This is a genomic window from Nocardia salmonicida NBRC 13393, assembly GCF_001613085.1.
Lineage (GTDB): Bacteria > Actinomycetota > Actinomycetes > Mycobacteriales > Mycobacteriaceae > Nocardia > Nocardia salmonicida.
Window position 1 is genome coordinate 298381 of record NZ_BDBR01000009.1, and the last position, 22311, is coordinate 320691.

The window sequence follows — 22311 nt, forward strand, 5'->3', positions numbered from 1 at the left end:
GCTGCCGACCTTGTCGACCTGATCACCGCGTCTCTTGCGGCGGTGCCTCGCATGAATTATGGTCTATATGACTAATAGTGGGGGTGGGAGATGGACGTGCTGGATCTGGTTGCCGCACTGCAGCAGCCGTTGTTCACGGTGCTCGGTACGGCGGTGAGCTGGACTGAGGTGCTCGGGTTCGGCAGCGGAGCGCTGTGCGTGTGGTTGGTCGCTCGCCAGCACATCGCGAACTGGCCGATCGGCATCGCCAACAATGTGCTCTTCATTCTGTTGTTCACCCAGGCCGAGCTTTTCGCCGACGCGGGGTTGCAGGTGGTGTTCATCGCGCTGGCCGGGTACGGGTGGTGGACGTGGGTGCACGGGTCCTCGCGCACCGAGCCACTGCCGGTGCGTCGGACGACGCGGGTCGAATGGCTGTGGCTCGCGGCGTGCGGGGTGCTCGGTACCGCCGCGATCACCGTGCTGCTCGACACGGCCACCGAGTCCACCGTGCCGTTCTGGGACGCGCTCACCACCGCGCTGTCGCTGATGGCGACCTATGGGCAGTGCCGTAAACGGCTGGAGTCGTGGTGGTTGTGGATCGCGGCGGACATCGTCTACATCCCGCTGTATGCCTACAAGGGGCTGTACCTGACGGCGCTGTTGTACCTCGGATTCCTCGTACTGTGCGTTCGGGGGTTGATCGCTTGGCGCCGTGATGTGGTCGAGGCCCCGGTGGCGGTCGCGGCATGACGCGGTATGGGCACGGGTTGGTTCTCGGCAAGTTCTATCCGCCGCACGCGGGTCATCACCACCTGGTTCGCACCGCCGCCGCCCGCTGTGAGCGGCTGACCGTGCTGGTCTGCGCGTCGTCGGTGGAGTCGATCCCGCTCGCCGACCGTGTGGCCTGGATGCGCGAAATGCATTCTGATCCAGCTATTTCCGTCGTCGGCGCCGTTGACGACGTGCCGATGGACATCACCGACCCCGCCATCTGGGACGCCCACATGGCGGTGTTCTTCGCCGCTGTCGCAGACCCCGTCGACGCGGTCTTCACCTCGGAGGCTTACGGCGACGAGCTGGGCCGGCGCTTCGGCGCCGACGCGATCTGTGTCGACCCGCAGCGCCTGCGCCACCCGATCTCAGCGACCGACATCCGCCGAAATCCCCTCGCCCACTGGGACTTCCTGTCCCCGCCGGTCCGCGCCGCGATGACCAAGCGGGTGGTGGTGCTCGGTGCGGAATCGACCGGAACCACGACCGTCGCGCAGGCGCTCGCCGCGCACTACGGCGCCCGCTACGTCCCCGAGTACGGCCGCGAATACAGCGAACGAAAGCTGGCCGCACTCGGTCCGGGCGGGCACTGGTCCGATATCGAATTCACCTCGCCCGAATTCCCGCTGATCGCCGCGCACCAGCAGGCGGGCGAGGATCGCGCGGCCCGCGAAACCGGCCCGGTACTCGTCTGCGATACCGATGCCTTCGCCACGACCATCTGGCACGAACGCTATCTCGGCTATACCCATCCCGGCATCGTCGCCGAGCACCGCCAGCACCTGTGGCTGCTCACCGACCATGTCGGCGTCGCGTTCGAAGACGACGGTCTGCGCGACGGCGAGCACCTGCGGCCGTGGATGACCGAGCGTTTCCGCACCGAACTCACCCGCACCGGCCGGCGATTCACGATGCTGACCGGGCCACCCGAACAGCGCCTCGCCACCGCCGTAGCCGCTGTCGACGCGCTGCTGGCCGAAGGCTGGGACATCGCGGACCCGCTGCCGGAGCGCGCCACAACCGAACGGGCGTGCACCTAGAACGCAGACCGAGCGCAACGTGCGAGTTCGTCACAGCATCGGGTGCGGGGTTGTGGTGATCGGCCCAGGCTTGGCGAACGACGGCTCGGGGCGGCCGCGAACCTTGTTACCGTGGCCGCGTTTTGCGATGCACGGTGAGAGGGAACACGGATGAAGCGCGCGCTCATGACGATGGCGACCGGGGGATTGGCGTTGGCGGCGCTCGTCGGATGTTCGAGCGAGGGGCAGGAGCCGACGGCAACGACAGCGTTGTTCGAACCGTGTACCGGAGTAACCGCGGATGCTCTGCACAAGGCCGGTGTCGACCCCGCGACGAAGGTCGCCGCCGGCGCGGTGGCTGCAGGCTGGCAGACCTGTGAGTGGACCGGCGACACCGCCTACCTGCGAGTGTTCTCCACCTCGCGAACCCTCGGGGAATTCGAATCCGAATCGGGTGAAACAGCTTTCGCCGACTACACCGTCGCAGGCCGCACCGGCCGTCGCCTCGGTGGCGCTCCCACTTCCGGCTCCTGCGACGTCCTCTTCTCCGCTGATCAGGGCGTAATCCGCATGGTCGTAGTGAACAACCCCGCCCACCAGAGCGACGACGCCTGTGCGACCCTACGGCAGATGGGCGAATCGATCGTGCCGACCTTTCCCGCCTGAACCAGCGAGAAGTCGGGTCATCGGGTCGACCGTTACGCCAATGCGGGGATCACCTCGCGTTCGAAGAGTTCGATGCCGGAGGTGTCGTAGGCGGCTTCGGGAAAGTTGGCGATGGTGTAGGCGAGGCCGAGATCCTTGACCTTCGTGAGGCGTTCGACGATCTGCTCCGGGGTGCCGACGGCCGCACTGGTGGCGAACTGTTCGTGCACACGGGCTTTGGCCACATCGGCGCCGAGGAAGGGGGTGAAGCGGTCGACGATCGTCGAGAGCCGTTCCTGCACTTCGGTTTCGGTGGTGCCGACGATGGCGTTGAAGTTCGAGCTACGGGTGATGGCGGAGAAATCGGTGCCGACCTCCTCGCAGTGCTGGCGCAGGATGTCGGACTTGCGGGCGAACTCGTCGGGGTCGCCGCTGAAGTTGGTGTAGTCGGCGTATTTCGCGGCGATGCGCAGGGTCTTCTTCTCGCCGCCACCGGCGATCCAGATCGGGATGCCGTTCTCCTGCAACGGTCGTGGGTGCACGATGGCGTCATCGACCTCGTAGTACTTGCCGTTCAACGTTGCCCGGCCGGACTGCCACGCCTGGCGGAAGATCTGCACGCCCTCGTCGAGGCGACCGAGACGTTCACCGGCGGACGGGAAGCCGTAACCGTAAGCGCGCCATTCGTGTTCGTACCAGCCGCCGCCGATGCCCATCTCCACCCGGCCGCCCGAGATGAGGTCGACGGTCGCGGCCACCTTGGCCAGGTAGGCGGGGTTGCGGTAGCTCATGGCAGTACACATCTGCCCCAGCCGCACGCGCGAGGTGGTGGCCGCGAACGCCGCCATCAACGACCACGCCTCATGGGTGGCCTCGTCGGTGGGAACGGGCGTGGTGTGGAAGTGGTCGTAGACCCAGATCGACTCCCAGTCGGTGCCGGTGTCGAACCGCTGGGCCAGCTCGCGCATCACCGACCACTGGTCGGCCGGTTCGATACCGACCAGATCCAGCCGCCAGCCCTGGGGAACGAAGATGCCGAAGCGCACAGGTTTTCTCCTGGATTGAGTAGAACTCGAGCGGCGCCACACGCCGCGGGTGTCGAGAACCACTGTTCCACTTCTGCGCGCTCAGGCAACTATTGTGCGCGCACCGCGCTGAACCCTGGACCGGCCGTTATGCACCGAAATTCGGTTGGCACGCGGGGTGAACCCGGGCATGCTGGCAGCTGTATGAACAATATTTCTCCACCCCGCCTCGGCGTCGACTTCGGCCGAGTGATCCAGGGAGCCGCGCTCACACCGGGCGCCGCGGACACCGTGTTCCTGTCGGGCGGCTTCGACGAAGCGATGAGTACTCCGCCGAGTCGTGACGCGTTCGAAGTGCTCGATCGGCTGGTCACCCGCTTCGACGGCAATGTCTGGGTGATCTCGAAGTGTGGTCCGCGGATCGAGCAACGTACCCGGCAATGGCTCGACCATCACGACTTCGCCGCCCGCACCGGAATACCCCGAGAACACTTGCGCTTCTGCAGAACTCGCGCCGGCAAGGCCCCGCATTGCGCCGAACTCGGCATCACGCACATGATCGACGACCGGCTCGACGTGCACACGATCCTGCGCGATCTGGTGCCCCGGCGGTACCTGTTCGGCGCGCAGGCCGGGCCGATCCCGGACTGGGTGACCCACACCCCCGACTGGCCCGCGGTCGAACGTGCGGTCGGTGCGGATCTCGCAGGTCAGGCGCTCGGGTCGCCGTAGGAGGCGGCGATGTCCTTGCTGCTCGGCCAGCCGCTGTAGGTGGGCGACTGCGGCCAGCCTTCGGGGCTGTCCTGCCATTCCTCCTGGCGGCCGTAGGGGAGTGCGTCGATGAGTCCGAAGCTGTAGGCGAGTTGTTCGGTGCCACGGCCGTCGGTGTGCCAGCTGCGGTAGACGGTGTCGCCGTCGCGCAGGAAGGTGTTCACGGCGAAGCCCGCGTCGGGGCCGGCGCCCATGTCGGCGCCGAACGGGCTGTCGGCGGTCGAATACCAGGTCATCGCGTTGCCGACGCGCTTCTTGTAGCTGAGTACCTCGTCCATCGGCCCCTGGGTCACGATGACGAAGCGCGCGTCGTAGCCGGCGAGGAAATCCAGTCGTGCGTACTGCGCGGTGAGGCCGGTGCAGCCGGGGCACTGCCAGGTGTTCCCCGGCGTCCACATGTGGTGATAGGTGATCAGCTGCGAGTGTCCGTCGAAGACCTCGGCGAGTGAGACATCGCGGCCGTCTTCGGCTTTCAGTGTGTAGCCGGGCAGCCGGACGGCGGGCATGCGGCGGCGCTGGGCGGCGACGGCGTCGAGTTCGCGCGTCGCGGCCTTCTCCCGAATCCTGAGCTGATCGAGTTCGGTCTGCCAGGCGTCGTGCTCGACGATGGTGGGCAATGCGGTCATGACGGGCCACCCTTCGATGTGTACGACGTGCACATTTGGTATGTTCACACCGTATACTTCATCGAAAGGGAGTTCAAGGGTTGGCCTATCACCACGGTGACCTCGCGGCGGCATTGGTCGAGGCCGGGCTGGAGCTCACCCGGTCCGGCGGTCCCGACGCGCTGACGATCCGCGAAGTCACCCGCCGGGTCGGCGTCACGCCGAATGCCGCCTACCGGCACTTTCCCGACCGGCGAGCGCTGTTGCGCGCGGTCTCGGCCGCGATCGAGTCCAGGATGGCCGAGGGTATGGAGCGCAGCCCGGCGGCGCCGCGTGCGAGTCTGCGCGCGGTCGGGCTCGGCTACATCGGCTTCGCGCTGCTCGAACCGGGCTGGTTCGCGGTCGCGTTCTTCGGCGCCGGTGACATCTCGCCGGAGTCGGTGGTCGACTCGCCCGCCTACCTCGCCCTCGCCGACGCGCTCGACATGATGGTGCACGTCGGCGACCTCGCTCCCGTGGCGCGCCCCGGCGCGACCTGGAGTTGCTGGTCCACCGTGCACGGATTCGCGGAACTGGCGTTGCGCGGGCCGTTGCGGCACCTGGACCGCGCGCAGCTGTGGCCGCTCGCCGAACAGGCCGTCGACACCGTCATCGCGGGGCTGCCGCGAGCAGTGTGATCGGTGTCACTGTGGCCAGTGGTACGCGAGCTGAAGATGAAACAAGTGGGGCTCGCATGTAGTCTCATAAGTGGAAGGGTGTGCCCGTGTGGGTACTCCAAGCGATTCGCGGAGAGATCACCCGCGGCGACTGCGAGGAGGTGGGGTTGCTATGCGCAACGAACCTCCCAGTCGAAGGCCGCGCGGCGTCGCCCCTTCGTCCTTGCACCACACATCCTGACCTGTTCGGTCCGGTCTGTGCGTGTCGGCCTCGGCGGTGGACGCCCCGCGGTGTGAACCACCGTCACTCGTTCCACTTCTCGCACATCCTGTAGCTGTGCCGCAGGCGTGTGCGCTGTCACGCCAGAGGACTCGATCATGTCGAACGTCGATCTCGTTACCGCCCGTCATGTACCCGCCGAAACCGTTGTGCCCGAAGTGATTTCGCCGCGCCGCAGGGCCGTCGAAGACCATGCGGTCACCGAGGCGCTCGAAATCCTGTCCGAGTCGGTGCGCGACATCGTCGCGACCCACCGGGTCTGTAGCGGCCTCGACTGGCTCGACAACCGTCCGCCGCACGTCATCGCCGACGCGCTGGCGCGCATGGACGCCGTGCAGGCCGGTGTCGTGTTCCGGTTGCTCGACAAGGAGCGCGCGCTCAGTGTGTTCGAGGAGCTCGAGCCGGTCGACCAGCAGCAGATCCTGCAGGGACTGCGCGAGAAGAGCTTTCGCGATCTCGTCGAGGCGATGGACCCCGACGACCGCGCCCGCATGCTGCACGAAGCGCCCGCCAAGGTCGCCAAGAAGGTACTCGCCGGACTGAGCCCGCGCGAGCGCCGGATGACGGCCACGCTGCTCGGCTACCCCGAGGGCTCGGTCGGGCTGTACATGACGCCCGAAGTCGTTGCGCTGCCGGACAATCTGACCGTCGCGCAGGCGCTGGGTTGTGTGCGCGCCAAGGGCGGCAACGCCGAGACGGTGTACACGCTGCCCGTGGTCGATCGCGGCCGTCGTCTCACCGGCATCGTCGAACTGCGCGAGCTGGTGCTGCACTCCCCGGACGCGATGGTGTCCGAACTCGTCGTCACCGAGCCGCCGTTCGTGCGGGCCACCGATGCCGCGGAGAAGGCCGCCCGGCTGATGAGTTCCACCAACCTCATCAACCTGGTGGTCGTCGACAGCGAGGATCGAGTGGTCGGGCTGCTCACCATCGACGACGCGATGGAGGTGCTCGAGGCCGCCGACAGCGAGGACGTCGCCAAGCAGGCCGGTTCGGCGCCGTGGGAAGGCCATTACATGGCCGCCAAGGTGTTCCAGCTGGCGCGCTACCGGGCGCTGTGGCTGACGCTGCTGCTGTTCGCGGCCACGCTGACCGTGAGCGTCACCGACATGTTCGCCTCGACCCTCGAACAGGCCGCGAGCCTGGCGCTGTTCATTCCGCTGCTGATCGGGGCGGGCGGCAATGCCGGTGCGCAAGCGGCGACGGCGTGCGTGCGCGCGCTGGCGGTCGGCGAGGTGCGCGTCTCGGATCTGTTCAAGGTGATCTGGCGCGAATGCCGGGTCGGGCTGGTGCTCGGCACCATGCTGGCCGCCGCGGGCCTGCTGATCGGCACGGTGTTCGTCGGGCCGAAGATCGCCATCGTCGTGGCCATCACCCTGGTGGTCATCTGCGGTTGGGCGGCGACCATCGGCGGCACGATGCCGTTGCTGGCCAAGAAGTTCCGGATCGACCCCGCGGTGGTGTCCGCGCCGATGGTGACCACGCTGGTCGACGCGACCGGGCTGATCATCTACTTCACCACCGCGAAGCTGGTGCTGGGAATCTAGCGCTGCGGGAAGAGCGTGAGCGTCTGCGCCATGACGTCCTTGGCGACGTCGTCGGTGGCGGCAACCACCTCGACAACCGGAATACGCCTGCCGAACGCGGTGGATTCGGCGGGCAGTTCCGGGCCGACAGCCGCGGTGTAGATCGGGATCGAGCTGTCGTACACCGAGACCGAGCGGTGCACCGTGCGGCCGTCGATTCGGTCCTCGGTGCTGTTTGCGGCCAGATATTCGGGCACGCGGTACTCGTAGCTCACGGTGATCTTCTCGCCGCGGTAACCGAACAGGCACTGGGTGAGTCGCTGTTCGTCGTCGGGGACGGCGCCGGCCAGCTTGCCCCGGACCGTGCACGGATCGGCGCCGAGCAGCACGGTCGGTGCGGTGTCGGGGGAGGTGCCCTGCGGCGGTGATTGCCGCCAGCGGTCGACCATGCCTGGCATCAGTTCGTCGGCGACGATGCAGGGGTTCTTGCCCGGGGTGGAAAGGCCGAGGTAGAAGGCCGCGCTGGACGGGAACTGGGCGGTCGCACCGCAGGCGCGTGGTTCGCCGGTCTCGCGATCGGGAACCGTGCGGACGGTCGCGTCGCCGATCTGCCGCATGATGCCTCGGCCGCTCGTGGACACACTGCTCAGCAGGGTGGCGTGCCAGGTCAGGGTCGAGCCCTCGCCGGCTTTGTCGCTGCCGAGAAGGGCCCGGCACGAATCCAATCCGACGGTCACGCTCTTGACCTCGCCGAGCTTCGCCAGGACCTCGCGCGGTAGCAGCGCGCAGACGTCGACCTGGCGGGTCGCCTGCGCTACCTCGGCGCGCTGGTTCGGATCCTGAGGAACCTTCGACCAGAACTCGGGGGGCTGGGCGGGAATCACCGGTGCGGGCGGCGGCGGCAGTTCCCCGTAGTCGGGGGGTTTGCCCGCGTCGTCACTCCCACATGCGGCGCACACGAGCAACGCGGCAGCGGCCAGCGCCATCCTGCGATACATCGGCACCCCTGTCCTCGACAGATCCGGGCCCGGACTCGCGCCCGACCACCGAGTCTGCCCGCGACGGCAACATTCGTGCAAACATCGCGCCGGGTCGTTCTCAGAACGTTGTCGTCAGCGCACCAGCGGCAGGGTTTCGCGCATGACCTTCTCCGCGATCGCCGAATGGGCCGTGACCGAAACCGTCGGCACGCGCCGACCGAGCAGCGCGTCGGTCGGCCCTGGCGCGAGGCCGGGGCCGACGACGGCCGACAGCGACGCCATGTCGGCCTGGGCCGTATCGAATCGGTACACCTGGCGGGAACCCACGGTGAAGGCCGGGGTGTCGTCGACGATCGAGCGTTCCTCGTTGTAGTCGTAGGTGACGATCGCATCGCGCCCGTCGACATTCAATTTGCAGGTGGTGACACCCTGATCTGCCACCGGCACCCGGACGCCGAGCAGCGGCGCGACCGCGCACGGATCGGCCCCGGTGACCACCGCCCGGTCCGAATCCGGCGAGGTACCCTGCGCGGGCTCCTTGCGCCACTCGGTCAACGCGATCCGCACCAGCGTCCTCGCCGACGTGCAAGCGTCCTGCGGCGCCCGCACGCTGAACGACAGATCGGCCCCCGCCACGAACCGCGCCCAAGTCTGGCAAGCCCCGCGCACCTGTGGATCAGCCGACGCCGCCGGCTCGTCGTTGAACAGCACCCGCACGTCCCCCATGGACTCCTCGTCGACCGGCCCGTCCATGCTCGGCTCACCCTCGAACATCACCCCGGTACTCCAGGTCGCGTCGATGCCGGTGAGATGACCCGGTACGGAGATGCTGAGTCGGCACTGATTCGGATGCACGTTCTCGATATCGCGCACGGTGCCGAGGGCGCCCAGCGCCGCGCGGGGGAGCAGGGCGCACACATCGATCGCCCTGACCTTGCGCAGTGTCGCGAGCCTCTCCTGATCGGAAACCGCTGCGGTGGACCAGAAACCGCCCTTGGGCATGGAGTCCGGTGCGGGTTCGCTCCCGCAGGCGACCATCGTCAGCACTGCGGCGGAGAGCAGGATGAGCTGTCGCACAGGGGTTCTCCTCGTCCGGTTCAGGTGGCGGGAAATTCGGGGCCGACCACCACGGTGTAGCTCGTGCCGTCGACCACGTGGGCGGCCCGGCCGTCCAGTCCGCGCAATCGCATCGGAAATCCCCCTCGCGCGAGACAGTTCCCGCTCCTGCAGACCCGCTTCGAATGCCAGTGTGCCGGAATTGGCGCCCCGCACCCGCACCGGGCCCAGGCGTGCCGGGCAGTGGCGGCGCTCACCGGTGAAGTGGGAGCCGGCACACATGTGGCGAATCACTGGCGATGCGATGGTGGTGAGATCGCGATCGTGCCGCACAATGGGGGCCGCGTGTGTGGTGTGGGTGTTCGGCCGGTCGGGTCGAGTTCTCCGCGCTGCAACACAAGCTGTAGTGCTCCCCGAGGTTGTCACCCACTACGAGTAGTGTTCGTGGGTGAAGGGCTTCGCGCACGGCGGCGGGTGCGGGTCAACAGGTCTGGCGGAAAGGTGTGGAGGCGGAATGAAGCTCATCGATCGGGCGTCGGCCATCAATTGGAATCGGGTGCCCGATGAGAAGGATGCCGAGGTCTGGGATCGGCTGACCGGCAACTTCTGGTTGCCCGAGAAGGTCCCGGTGTCCAACGACATCCCGTCCTGGAACACTCTCACCCCGGACGAGAAGCAGCTCACCATGCGGGTCTTCACCGGCCTGACGCTGCTCGACACCATCCAGGGCACCGTCGGCGCGGTCTCGCTGATCCCCGACGCGATCACCCCGCACGAGCAGGCGGTGTACACCAACATCGCGTTCATGGAGTCGGTGCACGCCAAGAGCTACAGCTCGATCTTCTCCACCCTGTGCTCCACCAAGGAGATCGACGAGGCGTTCCGCTGGTCGGAGGAGAACCGCAACCTGCAGCGCAAGGCCGAGATCGTCCTGGGCTACTACAACGGTGACGACCCGCTCAAGCGCAAGGTCGCCTCCACGCTGCTGGAGAGCTTCCTGTTCTACTCCGGCTTCTACCTGCCCATGCACTGGTCCTCGCGGGCCAAGCTCACCAACACCGCCGACATGATCCGCCTGATCATTCGCGACGAGGCCGTGCACGGGTACTACATCGGCTACAAGTACCAGAAGGGCCTGGAGCTGGTCTCCCAGGCCGAGCGCGACGAGCTGAAGAACTACACCTTCGAGCTGCTCTTCGAGCTCTACGACAACGAGGTCGACTACACCCAGGACCTCTACGACGAGGTCGGCCTCACCGAGGACGTCAAGAAGTTCCTGCGCTACAACGCCAACAAGGCGCTGATGAACCTCGGCTACGAGGGCCTGTTCCCGAAGGACGAGTGCGAGGTGAACCCGGCCATCCTGTCGGCCCTGTCGCCCAACGCCGACGAGAACCACGACTTCTTCTCCGGCTCGGGCTCGAGCTACGTCATCGGCAAGGCGATCAACACCGAGGACGAGGACTGGGAGTTCTGAGCGAACTCGACTGGAACGGCGGCGGAGCGTTATCCGCCGCCGTTCCGCTGTTCCGGGGTGGTCGCGCGGGTGAATCGCGCGGCGAGCAGGCGCAGGTGCTCGACCAGTTCGGGGCCGTGTTCGATCTCGAAATCGGTGTCGAGGGCGCCGAGCAGGAAGGTCAGGCCGCGCGGGTTGTCGGCGCCGATCTCCAGGCGGCAGGTGTCGGCGTCGATCGGTTCGACGGTGCCGTAGGTGGCCGCGGCGCGGGCGGGTTCGGAGTCGGCGGGCACGTGTAGTCGCACAACGGCGCGGTAGGGCCACAGCTGGGCGACACCGTTCGCCACGTGCGCCGCGGCGTCGCCGCCGGGGATCTCGCGCGGCGAAAAGCGTGGGCCCACCGGAATTCTGGGCTGCATCCGGTCCACACGGAAGGTGCGCCAGTCGTCGCGGTCGAGATCCCAGGCGACGAGATACCAGCGTGGGCCCCAGGTGACGAGTTCGTGCGGTTCGGTTCGCGACGGGATTCGCGCCCACCGCTGCGATAGTCGAATCGCAGGCATTGACGGTCGCGGCACGCGGCCGCGATGGCGGACAACACCGCCGGATCGACATCGACGCGGGCCCGGCCGGGGGTCTGGACGGTCGAGACCTGCATGGCGTGCACGCGATGCCGCAACCGGGTCGGCAGCACCTGCTCGAGTTTGACCAGCGCGCTGAGCGCGGTCTCGCCGATGCCGCTCACCCCGCTGATCGAGGCCGTGCGCAGGGCGATCGCCATCGCGACGGCTTCCTCGTCGTCGAGCTGCAACGGCGGCAGCTGCGCGCCCGCCTCGAGGTGGTAGCCGCCGTCGATGCCCTTCACCGCGCGCACCGGGTAGTCCAGCGCGCGCAGTTTGTCGACATCGCGGCGCACCGTGCGGGTGCTGACCTCCAGGCGCTCGGCGAGCTCGTCGCCGGACCATTCGCGCCGGGTTTGCAGCAGTGCGAGCAGCCGAAGTAGCCGCGCCGAAGTTTCTTTCACGAATTCGACTCTGCCAGTTCTATAGGACAGAAGGTGTCCGCTTGTGCTCATAGTGTTGTTCTTATGAGCAACGAGATCACCCCGTTCCACATCGAGATCCCGCAGTCCGAGCTGGACTACCTCCAGGCCCGGCTGACCGACGCCCGCTGGCCCGCCGAGCAGCCGGGCGCCGCGTGGAGTCGCGGTGTGCCGGTCGCGTATCTGCGCGAGTTGGCCGAATACTGGCGGACCTCCTACGACTGGCGCGCCGCCGAGGCGGAGCTGAACAAGTTCGCGCAGTTCACCACCGAGATCGACGGCCAGCACATCTACTTCCTGCACGTTCGATCGGCGAATCCCGATGCCACGCCGCTGATCCTGACGCACGGCTGGCCGGGTTCGGTCGTCGAGTTCCTCGATGTGATCGGCCCGCTCACCGACCCCGCGGCTTACGGCGGCGATCCGGCCGACGCCTTCCACCTGGTGATTCCGTCGCTGCCCGGCTTCGGGTTCTCCGGACCGGTCACCGAGGAGGGCTGGGATCCGGCCCGCATCGGCAAGGCGTGGGTCGAGTTGATGAACAGGCTCGGCTACGACAGCTACGGTGCGCAGGGTGGTGACTGGGGTGCGTTCGTCACGCCCGAAGTGGGACGCGCGGGCGGCGACAAGGTGATCGGCGTGCACGTCAACGCCGCGACCTTCGGGTTCATCCCGTTCGGCCCGGTCTCCGACGAGGAGAAGGCGACGATGACCGCGTCCGAACTGGCTCGGCTCGATCGCCTCGCGCAGTTCAAGAGCGAGGGCAACGGCTACTTCCGGATCCAGGCGTCCCGCCCGCAGACCGTGGCCTACGGCCTGCACGATTCCCCGATCGGCCAGCTCGCGTGGATCGTGGAGAAGTTCAAGGAGTGGACGTTCCCGGCCGCCGGCCTGCCGGAGGACGCTGTGGATCGGGATCGGCTCCTGACCAACGTGATGCTCTACTGGCTCACGGGCACCGCGGGTTCGTCGGCCGCGCTGTACTACGAGGCCACCCACGTCCGCTCCTGGGAGACCACGCCGCTCACCACGCCCACCGGCGTCGCTGTGTTCGCCGAGGACGTCGCGATCCGGCGCTACGCCTCCGCGGACACCGACATCGTGCACTGGTCGGAGTTCGACCAGGGTGGCCACTTCGCGGCGATGGAAGTGCCGGACCTGCTGGTCGACGACATCCGCGCGTTCTTCCGCGGACTGCGCTAGTCGCCCGCAGCGACGGGTCGGCGCGGTTTCTCGGCAGAGCGGGCGGCGTCGACCCCTCGTCGGCGCCGCCGAGTTCGGTCAGCCCAGCGCGGCCAGGCCGCGGCGGTCGATCTTGCCGGTCGGGGTGCGCGGTAGTTCGTCGACGAACAACACATCGCGGGGGGCTTTGAAACGGGCGAGGTGGGTTTTCACGTAGGTGCGGACGGTGTCGGCGTCCAGCTCGCCTGCGGCGACGACGAACGCGGCGAGCCGCTGGCCGAATTCCTCGTCGGGCACACCGATCACGGCCGCTTCGGTGATCGACGGGTGCTGGTAGAGCAGGTCCTCGATCTCGCCGGGGAAGACGTTCTCCCCACCGGAGACGATCATGTCGTCATCGCGTCCGTCGATGAAAAGCCTTCCGCTGGAATCGAAGTGACCGAGGTCGCCGGTGCTCATCAGGCCACCACGGATCTGCTTCGACCCGCCGCCGGAGTAGCCGTCGAACGCGATGGTGTTGCCCACATAGACGGTGCCGACCGTGCCGGGCCCGCTGATCCGGGCGCCGTCGGCGTCGTAGAGCGCGACGGTGATCCCGACCGGCGCCTTCCCCACGGTGCCGGGGGCGGCGATCCAGTCCTGCGGGGTGGCGATGGTGGCTGTGCCGGTTTCGGTGCAACCGTAGAAGTTGTACACCACCGGGCCGAAGGTCTCGATCGCCCTGGTGCCCAACGACGAGGGCAACGCCGCCCCGGCGGTGAACACGATCCGCAGGGAGCTGGTGTCGTTGGCGGACAACAGCTCCGGGTCCAGATCGAGGATGCGACGCAGCATGGTGGGCACCAGCACGACCATGTCGGCGCGATGCTCGGCGATCTGGGCGAGCGCGCGGGCGGCTTCGAACCGGCCGTGCAGCACGATCGTCGATCCCAGATTCAGCGAGAGGATGAACTGGGACAGCGCGGTGCCGTGGAACAGTGGCGCGCACAGCAGCACTGTCTGCCCGCGTCGCAGGGGCACCCGGTCCACGAATTGCGCTGCGGCCAAAGGGGATTCCACTCGTCGCGGTGCGCCCTTGGGGGTGCCCGTCGTTCCGCCGGTGAGCAGGACGAAGCCACCCTGCTGTGCGGGCGGACTCAGCGGTGCGGCGGTGGGTCGAATCATGGTGTCCAGCAACTTGATCCGTTCGGGCAGATCGTCGGCGACCACGGCCGAAGCCGGGTCGAGCACGAGAGCCCTGACGCCTTCGCGTTCCAGTACGTCACGCAGCTGTGCCGCGCCGAATCCGGTATTGAGCAACACCAGGCGCGCGCCTAGTTTCGCTGTGGCAGCCATGGATTCGACGAGTCGCACCCCATCGGGGCAGAGCACGCCTACCGTGTCGTCCGCGCCGAGGCCGTCGGCGTGCCAGGTGGCGGCGAGCGCGTCGGTGCGTTGGTCCAGCTCGCGGTAGGTGATCCGCTCGTTGCCGCAGATCAGTGCGATGCGGTCGGGTGTGCGCTGTGCCGAGGATCTGATCCCACCGGCGATCGGGCCGAACGCGCGCATGGTGCGGGCGGTGCGCAGGATCTGTGCGGGGTTTCGCGGATCGATGATCCCGGCCCTCGCCAAGGCGCGAATCTGGCGCAGCGAGGTCGTGGCGGCGCTCAACATACTCGCGGCCCCGGGTCGGCGCCCGCGGCGACCGCGAGCAACCAGGCGACAGTGCCCAGCTCGGGGACGATCTCGGCGCTGATGTGCTCCGAGAACGGCACTCGGATCATCCGCATGTTCACGCCGCGCGCGCAGTAGTCGGCGGAGATCTTGTCGATCGCCAGTTCGGCGGGCAACAGCTGATCGGTGGTCGAATGCCACATCAGCAGCGGGATATCGGGGGTGTTCTCCGGTGCGCCGAAACTCGCGGCGGACAGGGCGGGTAGCGCGGCAGCCAGTGCGGCGTCAGGGTCGGTCAGGTACTCCGCCATCGGGCGGAGCAGGGTGGTTGCCACGGAGGTGTAGAGACAGCGTTCCCGCAGGTCATCTGCCACCCGGCGGCCCTCCGGAGTCAGATACTGCTGCAGTTGTCGCTCGAACTCTGGGTATTCGCGGGCCAGTCCGAGCACAGCCAGCCAGCCGGTGAAGTTGGCTTGCGGCTGCCGGCCCGAGATCGCGAACGGTGCGATGGCGACCTTGTCGCCCGGGATGCCGCCCTGCGCGCTGCCCTTGATCTCGAGTTCGGGGGCGTAGTGGCGGCGTTGCTCGGCAGCCGACGCGGACGCGTTGCCGCCACCGGAATAGCCCCACAATCCCACCGGTGCGGCCTCGAGCCCGAGTCCGCCGCGCTTGGCCGCGCGGATGCCGTCGAGCACCATCCGGCCCTCGCTGGGCGACATGATCGTGTTCTCTTTACCGTCGAAATCGGTGATCACCACCGCGGCGCCCGCGGAAAGGAACTGGCCCATGATGGCCACCTCCTTCTGGATTCCCGCGCGCAGGGTGTAGGACGGATTGCACTGCTGGCCGAGGCTGTCGATCGCCTCCTGATACGAAATCAGTGGGCGCGCACCGGGGCCCAGCCACGGGATGCCCGGTATCAGCACGGTGGTCGCGGTCGCGATCGGGTTGTCGTGCACGTCGGAGGTGCGCAGCAGCAATTGCGTGGTGTGCACCGGGGCGGGAATGCCGAGCACGTGGGTCTGCACGACCCGGCTGCGGATCACCTCGCCGTTGGCATAACCGGTGAGATCAACCGGATCGGCGTACCAGGGGTCGTGCTTCGGTGTGGGGATCGGCACGACCGCCGGATACACCTGCGCCTCGTTCGGCAGTGGGGGCAGTTCGAAATCCTCGGCGTTCGCGGGCCCCGCTGCCACCAGCGCTGTTATCGCGAGCAGAGGCAGGGCTCGGGCGCCGAGCCGTGGGAGCCGGGGCGACCGGCAGGTGGCCGTGCTGCGCTGCATGGCATCTCCTTCGATTGGTGATGCTGATTACAGCACGACGTCTTGTTAAGAACAAGAGTCCTTGTTTTTATTTGGCAATCTGTAGGCTGAGCTGCGTGACGTCGACCGACAAGAGCCAAGTCCGCTCCCGGCGCATCCAGGGCCTGGACGCCGAGCAGCGCCGTGCGCGCAGGCGTGAACAGATCCTGGCCGCCGCCTTCGACCTGATCGCCGCCGACGGTTACGTCAACACCGCGATCGAGCAGATCTGCCAGACCGCCTTCGTCGGCAACAAGGCCTTCTACGAGCTCTTCGACAGCAAAGAAGACTGCTACCTGGCGCTGCTGCAGCAGCAGAGCGAACTCTCCAAGGACAGGGTCGCCGCCGCGCTGTCGGCCTCCTCGGGCGCCCGCGACGACGTGGTCGCCGCCGTCATCGGCGCCTTCGCCCACTCGATGGTCGACGACCCCCGCGTGGCGAAGGTGACTTTCGGTGAGGCCAGCGGCATTTCGGCCAAAGTCGAACAGCAGCGCCGGGCCAACCGCCGCTGGGCCGCCCAGTTCCTCGAAACCCTGTGGCGCGAATACGGATTCGTTCCCCCCGAAGGCATCGGCGTCGACCTGCACGCGCTGGCCGTCTCCGCGATCGGCGGCCTGTTCGAAACCGTCGCCGACTGGCTCCACACCGACGCCGGTGCGACAGGCGACATCGATGTGCTGATCAGAGACCTCACGGCCTTCATCGAAATCGTGCACCTGGGACTAGCCGCCGCCGCGAACGGTCCAGGGCGCTGAGGGTGCAGTCCCGAGGACAAATTTTCCGCGCCACGGAGGACGATTTCGGTGAGGGTTCGCCCTCTTGTCGTTTTATGGCGACAAATGATATTGTCTTCATATGGCGACAATCGAGGTATTCCGAGCGGACGACCTCGGCCCTGCCTTACGTGAGGCGCGAATTGCCGAAGATCTGACTCAGCAGGGCCTGGCCTCGATCGCCGGAGTCGGTCGCCAATGGCTCAATGCGTTCGAGGCCGGGCAGAAGGGCTCCGCCCCGCTGGACATGGTCATGCGTGTGATATCCGCCCTCGGTGTATCAGTGACGCTGTCCCGCCGAGCACCGGAACTCTCATTCCAGGTCGATGACGAGCCCATCGACCTCGACTCTCTTGTCGACGGCCCGCACCAATGACGCAATCGAACGATCACGTCCTCTATGTGGTGATGAACGGCCGGGTGATCGGCGATATTCAGCGCTCGAGTCAACGCAGAATGAGGCTCCGTTACGCGGAACATGTGCCAGGCCGATTCACTCCGCTGTCTGTGTCGATGCGGGGTCCCATGGGCCGCTATCGGGAGAGCGTCCTGGCACCTTGGCTGGAAGGGCTGCTTCCGGACCGTCCAGAAACCTTGCGCCAGTGGCGCCGTCGATTCGGTATCGCCGGTGACAACAGTTCCTTCTCGCTGCTCCGACACGTCGGCGAGGACGTTGCCGGCGCTGCCCAGTTCGTCCGACCGGACCGGCTCGACTTCATCCAGGAACGGCAAGGTGAGCTCGGTGAACTGGGGCCGACTCAGATCGCGGAAATGCTGCGCCGAGCGAAGGCTGACCTCCCGATCTCGGCCGCTGACGACACGTCCGGCAAGTTCTCGCTCGCTGGAGCCCAAGCAAAGATCGCCCTCCACCGGACCCTCGATGGCTGGAGCGACCCGGCTGGTGCCATCCCGTCGACACACATCATCAAACCTCCCGTCCCCAACATGCTCGACCAGGACTTAGCAGAGGCGGTCACTCTGAGAACTGCGGCCGACCTCGGTCTTCGCGCCGCGTCTTGCGCCATCGAGGAGTTCGATGACGAGCGCGCCATCGTCGTCGCCCGCTACGACCGAATTCTGCGTAACGACCAGTGGCAACGCGTCCATCAGGAGGATATGTGCCAAGCGATGGCGATCTGGCCGATTCACAAGTACCAAAGTCAGGGTGGCCCAGGCGCCGAGACGATTGCGGACCTCATCCGCACCAGTAGTCATCGCCCTGAGGAGGACAACCGCCGTTTCGCGCAGGCACTCGTCTTCAATTGGCTGATCTGCGGCACCGACGCGCACGCGAGAAACTATTCACTGTTGCTCAGCGGTGAATCGGTACGACTCGCACCGCTCTACGACCTGAACTCGCACCTTGCTTACTCTGACGGCTCGGGCAACGACCTGTCCATGAGCATGCATGAGCAGTTCCGCGCCGAACAGATGACCGTGACCGACTGGCTTCGATTCGCCCCCGCCATTCATGTCGAGCCCGATTGGTTGCGCGAGGAGATCGACCGCCAGTCCGACGGGTTGATGAACGCCATGACGACTGCTACCCAGCAAGACGACATCGCGCGATACAACAGCCCGACGATCACGAGACTTCTCAGCAATACAGAACGATGGATCGACAGGGTGGTTTCGGGACCGCGATTTCAGCGCTGACCGACGTGCAAAGCCGTTGGTCAGGGTGCGAATCCGATCAGCTGTAGGCCTGCGGATTTGTCGTCGAAGGGGATCAGGATGATGCCGGGGGCGGCGATGATCTGGGAGGCCTGTCCGGATCCGAGGGGTACCGGGGGCGTGTTCTCGACGAGGTCGGCGCGTCGCCACGTACGCAATTGCGCATCACCGACAGCGATCAATTCGTCGGTGAGCAGTACCGAGTCGAACGGTGAGACACCGCCCAGCCTGGCATCGGGGTCGGTGAGCGACCGGTCTGGCGCTCCGCCCTGCGACAGCGTGATCCCAGTACTCCAGGAGTTGGTGACGAGGGTGCCGGTCGCCGGATCGTTGGCGATCACCTTGACATAGTCGGCTGCGACGGGGGCAGTACCGAGCAGTCCAGGAGCCGAGACGACCAGGTGGTCGAGTGGTGCGTTCCGGTAGGCCCAGTCAACCGACAGCGCGTCCTCCTGTACAGAAACCTTCGGTGCGCGATCGGGGTCGGGATCAGGGAGATCACGCTTCGCCGTCTCCGCGCCCGTGGCTGGATCTAGCGCGAGGACGGTAGTCCACGCGGACTCCTTGTTTCGGCATACCCGCACCTGGTAGACCGCAGGGGAGGTGATCGCGATCCGCGACGTCATGTTGTCGCAGCCATCCGGTGTGGCGGGCTCGGACCACATGTGTCGCCCGGTGCGCGCGTCATACCGGGCGAAGTTGCCGTACGAACCGCCGAAGAGTTCGTCGTCGACCAAGGCCAGCATCGGTTCGCTCGAGGCGCCGAAGCCGCTTGCGACTCGCATCGCGGATCTGCTGTCGTCGGCGAATTCGGATTCGGTCCAGAGCTTTTCGCCAGTGGTGGCGTCGAATGCGATCCACCCGAGGTGGTTCCAGCTGGTGAGGACGGTGTTCTCGGAGGGGATGGAGAGCAAGTTGCTTTCCTCGTGGTGCACGCCGTCTTCGGCTGCGTCCGGTCGTAGGTAGTGCCAGCGGGCGCTGCCGGTTGCTCCGTCGTAGGCGGTGATGCCGGTCGGCGTGCCGATGATGAAGCCGGGTCCGCCGACGACCACCCTGCTCTCCTTCGGTAGAGCGATGCGAAATCGCTCCTGCCCGAGTCGATTCGGGATCGGCGGCGCGACTACCGAGGCGGCGATGCGATGGTCGATGAACCGGTCGTCGTCACCGACCCACAGTGCTCCACCGGTGGTAAGCGCGCACAGCAGCAGGCCGATCGTGGCAGGCACCGCGATCGTGCGCGCCGTCGGTGTGAAACGTTGTGCGGCGGTGAGGGGATAGCTGACGACAAGGATGCCGAGGCACACGAGAACCCAGGCGGCGAGCGCGGTGGGCAGCTGGGGAAAGGCCGCGTAGTGCTCGAATATCTGCTCAGCGACGGACGGGACGTGTAGTTGCATCGTGCGCACGATGGCGGCGGCCAGGACCAGATATATCGTCGTGCCGGGGTTGCCGAAACCCGCTGCGCGCAGTCGTCGCGCCGACAGCAGAACGGCAGCAATGATGAGCAGTGCCACGACGCCGACCACGATGGCGGACATTCCCACGGCATCGGGTAGCTCGGCTCGAGCATCGTCTCGTGGCGTGGCCGGATTCGCGACGGCGAGGAACCGACTGTAGAGGCCGAGAGCGACACCACCGATCAGTACCGCGGTACCGAGGGCTGCGGTAATCGTTGCCAGCCGCGAATAGTCCGGTAGCCGTGGCAAAGACGTAGTCCGGCTGTTGTTCATCGACCCTCCCCAGCGATGGCGCGACAGAGTCGCGTCCTGAGGATAGCGGGCTCACGGCTACCGACCGTTCGGGAGGCAGTACCCGCGGGCTCTTCAGCGGGGTGCTGGGCCGCCGGGGGGTGGGCCGCCCGGTGCGCCGTTGCTCGAGGGCGGCGAGCCCGGGAAACCGTTGTCGGACTGGGTGTTCTGGGATTTCGCTGCTACGCCGACGGTGAGGGAGACGGACATGGTGGTGGTGGGTGTGCCGGTGATCGTGGCCAGTTCGGCGTCCCAGCCGTCGCCGAAGACGCCGTCGGAGGACAGGGTGACGCCGGACAGGTTGCGGGTGCTGTTCACGTAGCCGGGGTCGGCGTCGAAGCCCGCGGTGCACGCGTCCTGGGGGAGGGCGATCTGGGAGGTGAGGCGGGCGTTGTCGCCGACGACCGCGGTGGAAAGGGAGTCGTAGACCTCGAAGTGGATGTGGGGCCAGCGGCCGGCGTAGCAGGCGGGGAAGATCGAGGTGAACCGTACGGTGCCGTTGTCGTCGGCCACTTGGACGCCGCGCAGGTAGTTCTGTTCGGTGGCTCCCTCGGTGTAGAGCGAGTAGCGGCCCTCGCGGTCGCAATGCCACACGTACACCGCCATTCCGGCGCCTGCCGCGTTCTTCACGAGGTCGCGCAGGTTCAGGGTGAGCGTCATCGGAACACCCTGGGCGGTACCGGAATACGCGCCGAAGCTGGTGGTGATGTCGGAGCGCACCACGCCGGATTCGATCAGGACATTGGGTCCGTTGGAACCGTCACCGGGATAGGGGCCCGCCGTTTCCTGCGGCGCCGCCGCAGACGCGGAGGTGGTGGCCTCGGCCGAGCTCGAGCCCTTGCTGTCGGTCGAGGTCGCGCAGCCCGCCGCCGCTGCCGCGACCCCGGCGACGCCGAGAAAACTCAACGCCCGTCGGCGTGACATCACTCGGAGATCGTGCCCGAGTCCCAGATCGTGCTCACCCATCGCTGCTCCTTCGCCGCTGTCGTGTTGTCGACCACGCTGAGTACGTGGACCGCGCCGCGACTGCGAATACGCTGGGAGTTAGCTGCGAGTCAATCGGTGACGTAGCCGTTGAGGCTGTTGCGGAGGTCGGTGAGGACCGCGCGGGCCGCCGTGAGACCTGTCGTGTGCCAGACGTTGTTGTCCACCGCGAAGACACGCTTGTCGGTGGAAGCGCTGAGTTCCTCGAAGGGAGTCGAGCGCAGGACCTGTTTGCCGTGCTCCTCGCCGTCGGGGCCGTCGAACATCACGTAGATGACATCGCCTTCGGCTTTGGTGGCGAGGTCGGCTTCGGTGATGTCGAAGGACCGGCCGCGCTGAGCGGTCGGGCGTTGCACCCCGACATCGGAAAGGACCTGGGCGGCAAAGGTTTCCGAGCCCTGGACCTGGGTGGCGTCGGCGGTGAAGCGCAGCACCGAGGCCTGCGACTGGGTCGCGTTGAGGGCGGGGCCGAGGTCGTGGGCCTCGGTGAGGTAGTTCCGCAGGGCGGTGTCGGCGGCGTCGTCGCGGTTCATGCCCGCGGAGTAGGCGGCGAAATCGGACTGCCAGCTACCGCCCGCGCCGATCAGGACGGTGGGGGCGATCTTGCTCAGTGCCTCGTAACCGCCGGCGGCCGGGGCGACGTCGCCGAGGATCAGGTCGGGCTTCAGTTCGGCGATCCGCGCCGGATCGGGCTGACCGATCGGGCCGACGCTCGGCACCTTCACCACGCCGTAGCCCAGGTACATCGGCTGCGAACGATCGCCGTCGAGGGTGACCGCGCCCGCGACCCGCTCCCACAGGCCCAGCGCGCAGGCCGCGTCGAGTGCCGAGGTGGTGAGGACGACGATGCGCTTCGGGTCTGCGGGAACCTGCGAGACCCCGGCGGTATGGGTGACCGTGCGGGTCGCGCCGGAGCCCGCATCGGGCGCGCTGGGCAGCGGGCACGCGGTCGCGGTGTCGCGATCGGTGCCGACCACCCCCGCACCCGCGATATTCGTAGTGGTGCGGATGATCGTGCTCGCGTCGTCGTGCTTGTCCGCGCAACCCGTGGCGAGCAGTGCGGCACACAGCAACGCGGCAGCCGCGACGACACCGCGCGAGCGGACAGCCTCGGCGGTGCGACTCAATCGGGTGCGGTCTCGGGCGCTCACCGGCATGCGCACGAGGGTACTGCGTTGC

Annotated in this window: 20 protein-coding genes and 1 pseudogene; 11 read left to right on the forward strand and 10 right to left on the reverse strand. The window is 67.1% G+C overall.

Features of this window, described 5'->3' with window-relative positions; translation table 11 throughout:
* The first annotated feature begins 90 nt into the window (after positions 1 to 90).
* From pnuC to NS1_RS11285, 3 genes are all read left to right on the forward strand, one after another.
* Entirely contained in the window at positions 91 to 732 is a 642-nt protein-coding gene (pnuC, locus tag NS1_RS11275) for a nicotinamide riboside transporter PnuC (protein ID WP_062983940.1), read from the forward strand.
* Positions 729 to 1793 carry an AAA family ATPase gene (locus NS1_RS11280; protein WP_062983942.1) on the forward strand — a complete coding sequence of 355 codons (1065 nt, stop codon included), beginning with the start codon at positions 729 to 731 and terminating at the stop codon, positions 1791 to 1793. Before pnuC ends, NS1_RS11280 begins: the two co-directional genes overlap by 4 nt.
* Before the next feature lie 150 nt (positions 1794 to 1943).
* A complete protein-coding gene (locus NS1_RS11285) occupies positions 1944 to 2438 on the forward strand; it encodes a DUF3558 family protein (RefSeq protein ID WP_062983944.1) in 495 nt (164 codons plus the stop codon).
* A gap of 32 nt (positions 2439 to 2470) precedes the next feature.
* Here NS1_RS11285 and NS1_RS11290 read toward each other — a convergent pair whose 3' ends face one another.
* On the reverse strand, positions 2471 to 3463 hold the full coding sequence (locus tag NS1_RS11290) for an LLM class F420-dependent oxidoreductase (protein ID WP_062983946.1): 993 nt from the start codon (positions 3461 to 3463) through the stop codon (positions 2471 to 2473).
* A 183-nt stretch (positions 3464 to 3646) separates the two neighbouring features.
* On the opposite strand from NS1_RS11290, the gene NS1_RS11295 reads away from it, so the two are divergent.
* A complete protein-coding gene (locus NS1_RS11295; protein WP_062983948.1) occupies positions 3647 to 4174 on the forward strand; it encodes a hypothetical protein in 528 nt (175 codons plus the stop codon).
* On the opposite strand, the gene NS1_RS11300 is transcribed toward NS1_RS11295, so the two are convergent.
* Entirely contained in the window at positions 4153 to 4839 is a 687-nt protein-coding gene (locus NS1_RS11300) for a DUF899 family protein (protein WP_062983950.1), read from the reverse strand. The two genes, NS1_RS11295 and NS1_RS11300, sit on opposite strands and share 22 nt — an antisense overlap.
* Before the next feature lie 80 nt (positions 4840 to 4919).
* Here NS1_RS11300 and NS1_RS11305 point away from each other — a divergent pair, with 80 nt between their 5' ends.
* Together NS1_RS11305 and mgtE are read left to right on the forward strand one after the other, a co-directional pair.
* A complete protein-coding gene (locus NS1_RS11305) occupies positions 4920 to 5495 on the forward strand; it encodes a TetR/AcrR family transcriptional regulator (RefSeq protein ID WP_062983952.1) in 576 nt (191 codons plus the stop codon).
* 357 nt (positions 5496 to 5852) lie between these two features.
* Positions 5853 to 7301 carry a magnesium transporter gene (mgtE, locus tag NS1_RS11310; protein WP_255284491.1) on the forward strand — a complete coding sequence of 483 codons (1449 nt, stop codon included), beginning with the start codon at positions 5853 to 5855 and terminating at the stop codon, positions 7299 to 7301.
* Here mgtE and NS1_RS11315 read toward each other — a convergent pair.
* Entirely contained in the window at positions 7298 to 8278 is a 981-nt protein-coding gene (locus NS1_RS11315) for a hypothetical protein (protein WP_062983954.1), read from the reverse strand. The two genes, mgtE and NS1_RS11315, sit on opposite strands and share 4 nt — an antisense overlap.
* Positions 8279 to 8392: 114 nt before the next feature.
* Positions 8393 to 9337 carry a hypothetical protein gene (locus NS1_RS11320; RefSeq protein ID WP_062983955.1) on the reverse strand — a complete coding sequence of 315 codons (945 nt, stop codon included), beginning with the start codon at positions 9335 to 9337 and terminating at the stop codon, positions 8393 to 8395.
* A gap of 493 nt (positions 9338 to 9830) precedes the next feature.
* Between NS1_RS11320 and nrdF the strand changes: the two genes are divergently transcribed.
* Positions 9831 to 10793: a class 1b ribonucleoside-diphosphate reductase subunit beta gene (gene nrdF / locus NS1_RS11325; RefSeq protein WP_056812336.1), complete on the forward strand. Its 963-nt coding sequence runs from the start codon at positions 9831 to 9833 to the stop codon at positions 10791 to 10793.
* Between the two features lie 29 nt (positions 10794 to 10822).
* On the opposite strand, the pseudogene NS1_RS11330 reads toward nrdF, so the two are convergent.
* A pseudogene (locus tag NS1_RS11330) lies at positions 10823 to 11796 on the reverse strand (helix-turn-helix transcriptional regulator).
* A 63-nt stretch (positions 11797 to 11859) separates the two neighbouring features.
* Between NS1_RS11330 and NS1_RS11335 the strand changes: the two are divergent.
* Positions 11860 to 13017 carry an epoxide hydrolase family protein gene (locus NS1_RS11335; RefSeq protein ID WP_062983957.1) on the forward strand — a complete coding sequence of 386 codons (1158 nt, stop codon included), beginning with the start codon at positions 11860 to 11862 and terminating at the stop codon, positions 13015 to 13017.
* 78 nt (positions 13018 to 13095) lie between these two features.
* Here the strand turns inward: NS1_RS11335 and NS1_RS11340 are convergent, their stop codons facing one another.
* Positions 13096 to 14649, reverse strand: coding sequence for an AMP-binding protein (locus NS1_RS11340; RefSeq protein ID WP_062983959.1), 1554 nt, complete (start codon positions 14647 to 14649; stop codon positions 13096 to 13098).
* Positions 14643 to 15935, reverse strand: coding sequence for a lipase family protein (locus NS1_RS11345; RefSeq protein WP_062983961.1), 1293 nt, complete (start codon positions 15933 to 15935; stop codon positions 14643 to 14645). The genes NS1_RS11340 and NS1_RS11345 overlap by 7 nt, the downstream gene beginning before the upstream one ends.
* 95 nt (positions 15936 to 16030) lie before the next feature.
* Between NS1_RS11345 and NS1_RS11350 the strand changes: the two genes are divergently transcribed.
* The 3 genes from NS1_RS11350 (at position 16031) to NS1_RS11360 (ending at position 18382) form a co-directional block, all read left to right on the forward strand.
* Positions 16031 to 16708 (forward strand): TetR/AcrR family transcriptional regulator, encoded by a 678-nt coding sequence (locus NS1_RS11350; RefSeq protein ID WP_062983963.1) that lies wholly within the window; start codon positions 16031 to 16033, stop codon positions 16706 to 16708.
* Positions 16709 to 16808: 100 nt separating this feature from the next.
* A complete protein-coding gene (locus NS1_RS11355) occupies positions 16809 to 17102 on the forward strand; it encodes a helix-turn-helix domain-containing protein (RefSeq protein WP_056812320.1) in 294 nt (97 codons plus the stop codon).
* Positions 17099 to 18382 carry a type II toxin-antitoxin system HipA family toxin gene (locus tag NS1_RS11360; RefSeq protein ID WP_062983965.1) on the forward strand — a complete coding sequence of 428 codons (1284 nt, stop codon included), beginning with the start codon at positions 17099 to 17101 and terminating at the stop codon, positions 18380 to 18382. Before NS1_RS11355 ends, NS1_RS11360 begins: the two co-directional genes overlap by 4 nt.
* Positions 18383 to 18402: 20 nt before the next feature.
* On the opposite strand, the gene NS1_RS11365 is transcribed toward NS1_RS11360, so the two are convergent.
* The 3 genes from NS1_RS11365 to NS1_RS11375 all read right to left on the reverse strand — a co-directional run bounded on the left by NS1_RS11365 (position 18403) and on the right by NS1_RS11375 (position 22289).
* Complete coding sequence (locus NS1_RS11365) at positions 18403 to 20130, reverse strand: outer membrane protein assembly factor BamB family protein (protein WP_084503650.1); 1728 nt, start codon at positions 20128 to 20130, stop codon at positions 18403 to 18405.
* Positions 20131 to 20223: 93 nt separating this feature from the next.
* Positions 20224 to 21114: a dioxygenase family protein gene (locus NS1_RS11370; RefSeq protein WP_062983969.1), complete on the reverse strand. Its 891-nt coding sequence runs from the start codon at positions 21112 to 21114 to the stop codon at positions 20224 to 20226.
* An 89-nt stretch (positions 21115 to 21203) separates the two neighbouring features.
* Positions 21204 to 22289 carry an ABC transporter substrate-binding protein gene (locus NS1_RS11375; RefSeq protein WP_062983971.1) on the reverse strand — a complete coding sequence of 362 codons (1086 nt, stop codon included), beginning with the start codon at positions 22287 to 22289 and terminating at the stop codon, positions 21204 to 21206.
* Positions 22290 to 22311 lie beyond the last annotated feature (22 nt).

Coding starts and splice junctions, on each gene's coding strand:
- pnuC (WP_062983940.1), top strand. CDS start 91: ATGGACGTGCTGGATCTGGTTGCCGCACTGCAGCAGCCGTTGTTCACG.
- NS1_RS11280 (WP_062983942.1), top strand. CDS start 729: ATGACGCGGTATGGGCACGGGTTGGTTCTCGGCAAGTTCTATCCGCCG.
- NS1_RS11285 (WP_062983944.1), top strand. CDS start 1,944: ATGAAGCGCGCGCTCATGACGATGGCGACCGGGGGATTGGCGTTGGCG.
- NS1_RS11295 (WP_062983948.1), top strand. CDS start 3,647: ATGAACAATATTTCTCCACCCCGCCTCGGCGTCGACTTCGGCCGAGTG.
- NS1_RS11300 (WP_062983950.1), bottom strand. CDS start 4,839: ATGACCGCATTGCCCACCATCGTCGAGCACGACGCCTGGCAGACCGAA.
- mgtE (WP_255284491.1), top strand. CDS start 5,853: ATGTCGAACGTCGATCTCGTTACCGCCCGTCATGTACCCGCCGAAACC.
- NS1_RS11315 (WP_062983954.1), bottom strand. CDS start 8,278: ATGTATCGCAGGATGGCGCTGGCCGCTGCCGCGTTGCTCGTGTGCGCC.
- nrdF (WP_056812336.1), top strand. CDS start 9,831: ATGAAGCTCATCGATCGGGCGTCGGCCATCAATTGGAATCGGGTGCCC.
- NS1_RS11335 (WP_062983957.1), top strand. CDS start 11,860: ATGAGCAACGAGATCACCCCGTTCCACATCGAGATCCCGCAGTCCGAG.
- NS1_RS11340 (WP_062983959.1), bottom strand. CDS start 14,649: ATGTTGAGCGCCGCCACGACCTCGCTGCGCCAGATTCGCGCCTTGGCG.
- NS1_RS11345 (WP_062983961.1), bottom strand. CDS start 15,935: ATGCAGCGCAGCACGGCCACCTGCCGGTCGCCCCGGCTCCCACGGCTC.
- NS1_RS11355 (WP_056812320.1), top strand. CDS start 16,809: ATGGCGACAATCGAGGTATTCCGAGCGGACGACCTCGGCCCTGCCTTA.
- NS1_RS11360 (WP_062983965.1), top strand. CDS start 17,099: ATGACGCAATCGAACGATCACGTCCTCTATGTGGTGATGAACGGCCGG.
- NS1_RS11365 (WP_084503650.1), bottom strand. CDS start 20,130: ATGAACAACAGCCGGACTACGTCTTTGCCACGGCTACCGGACTATTCG.
- NS1_RS11370 (WP_062983969.1), bottom strand. CDS start 21,114: ATGGGTGAGCACGATCTGGGACTCGGGCACGATCTCCGAGTGATGTCA.
- NS1_RS11375 (WP_062983971.1), bottom strand. CDS start 22,289: ATGCCGGTGAGCGCCCGAGACCGCACCCGATTGAGTCGCACCGCCGAG.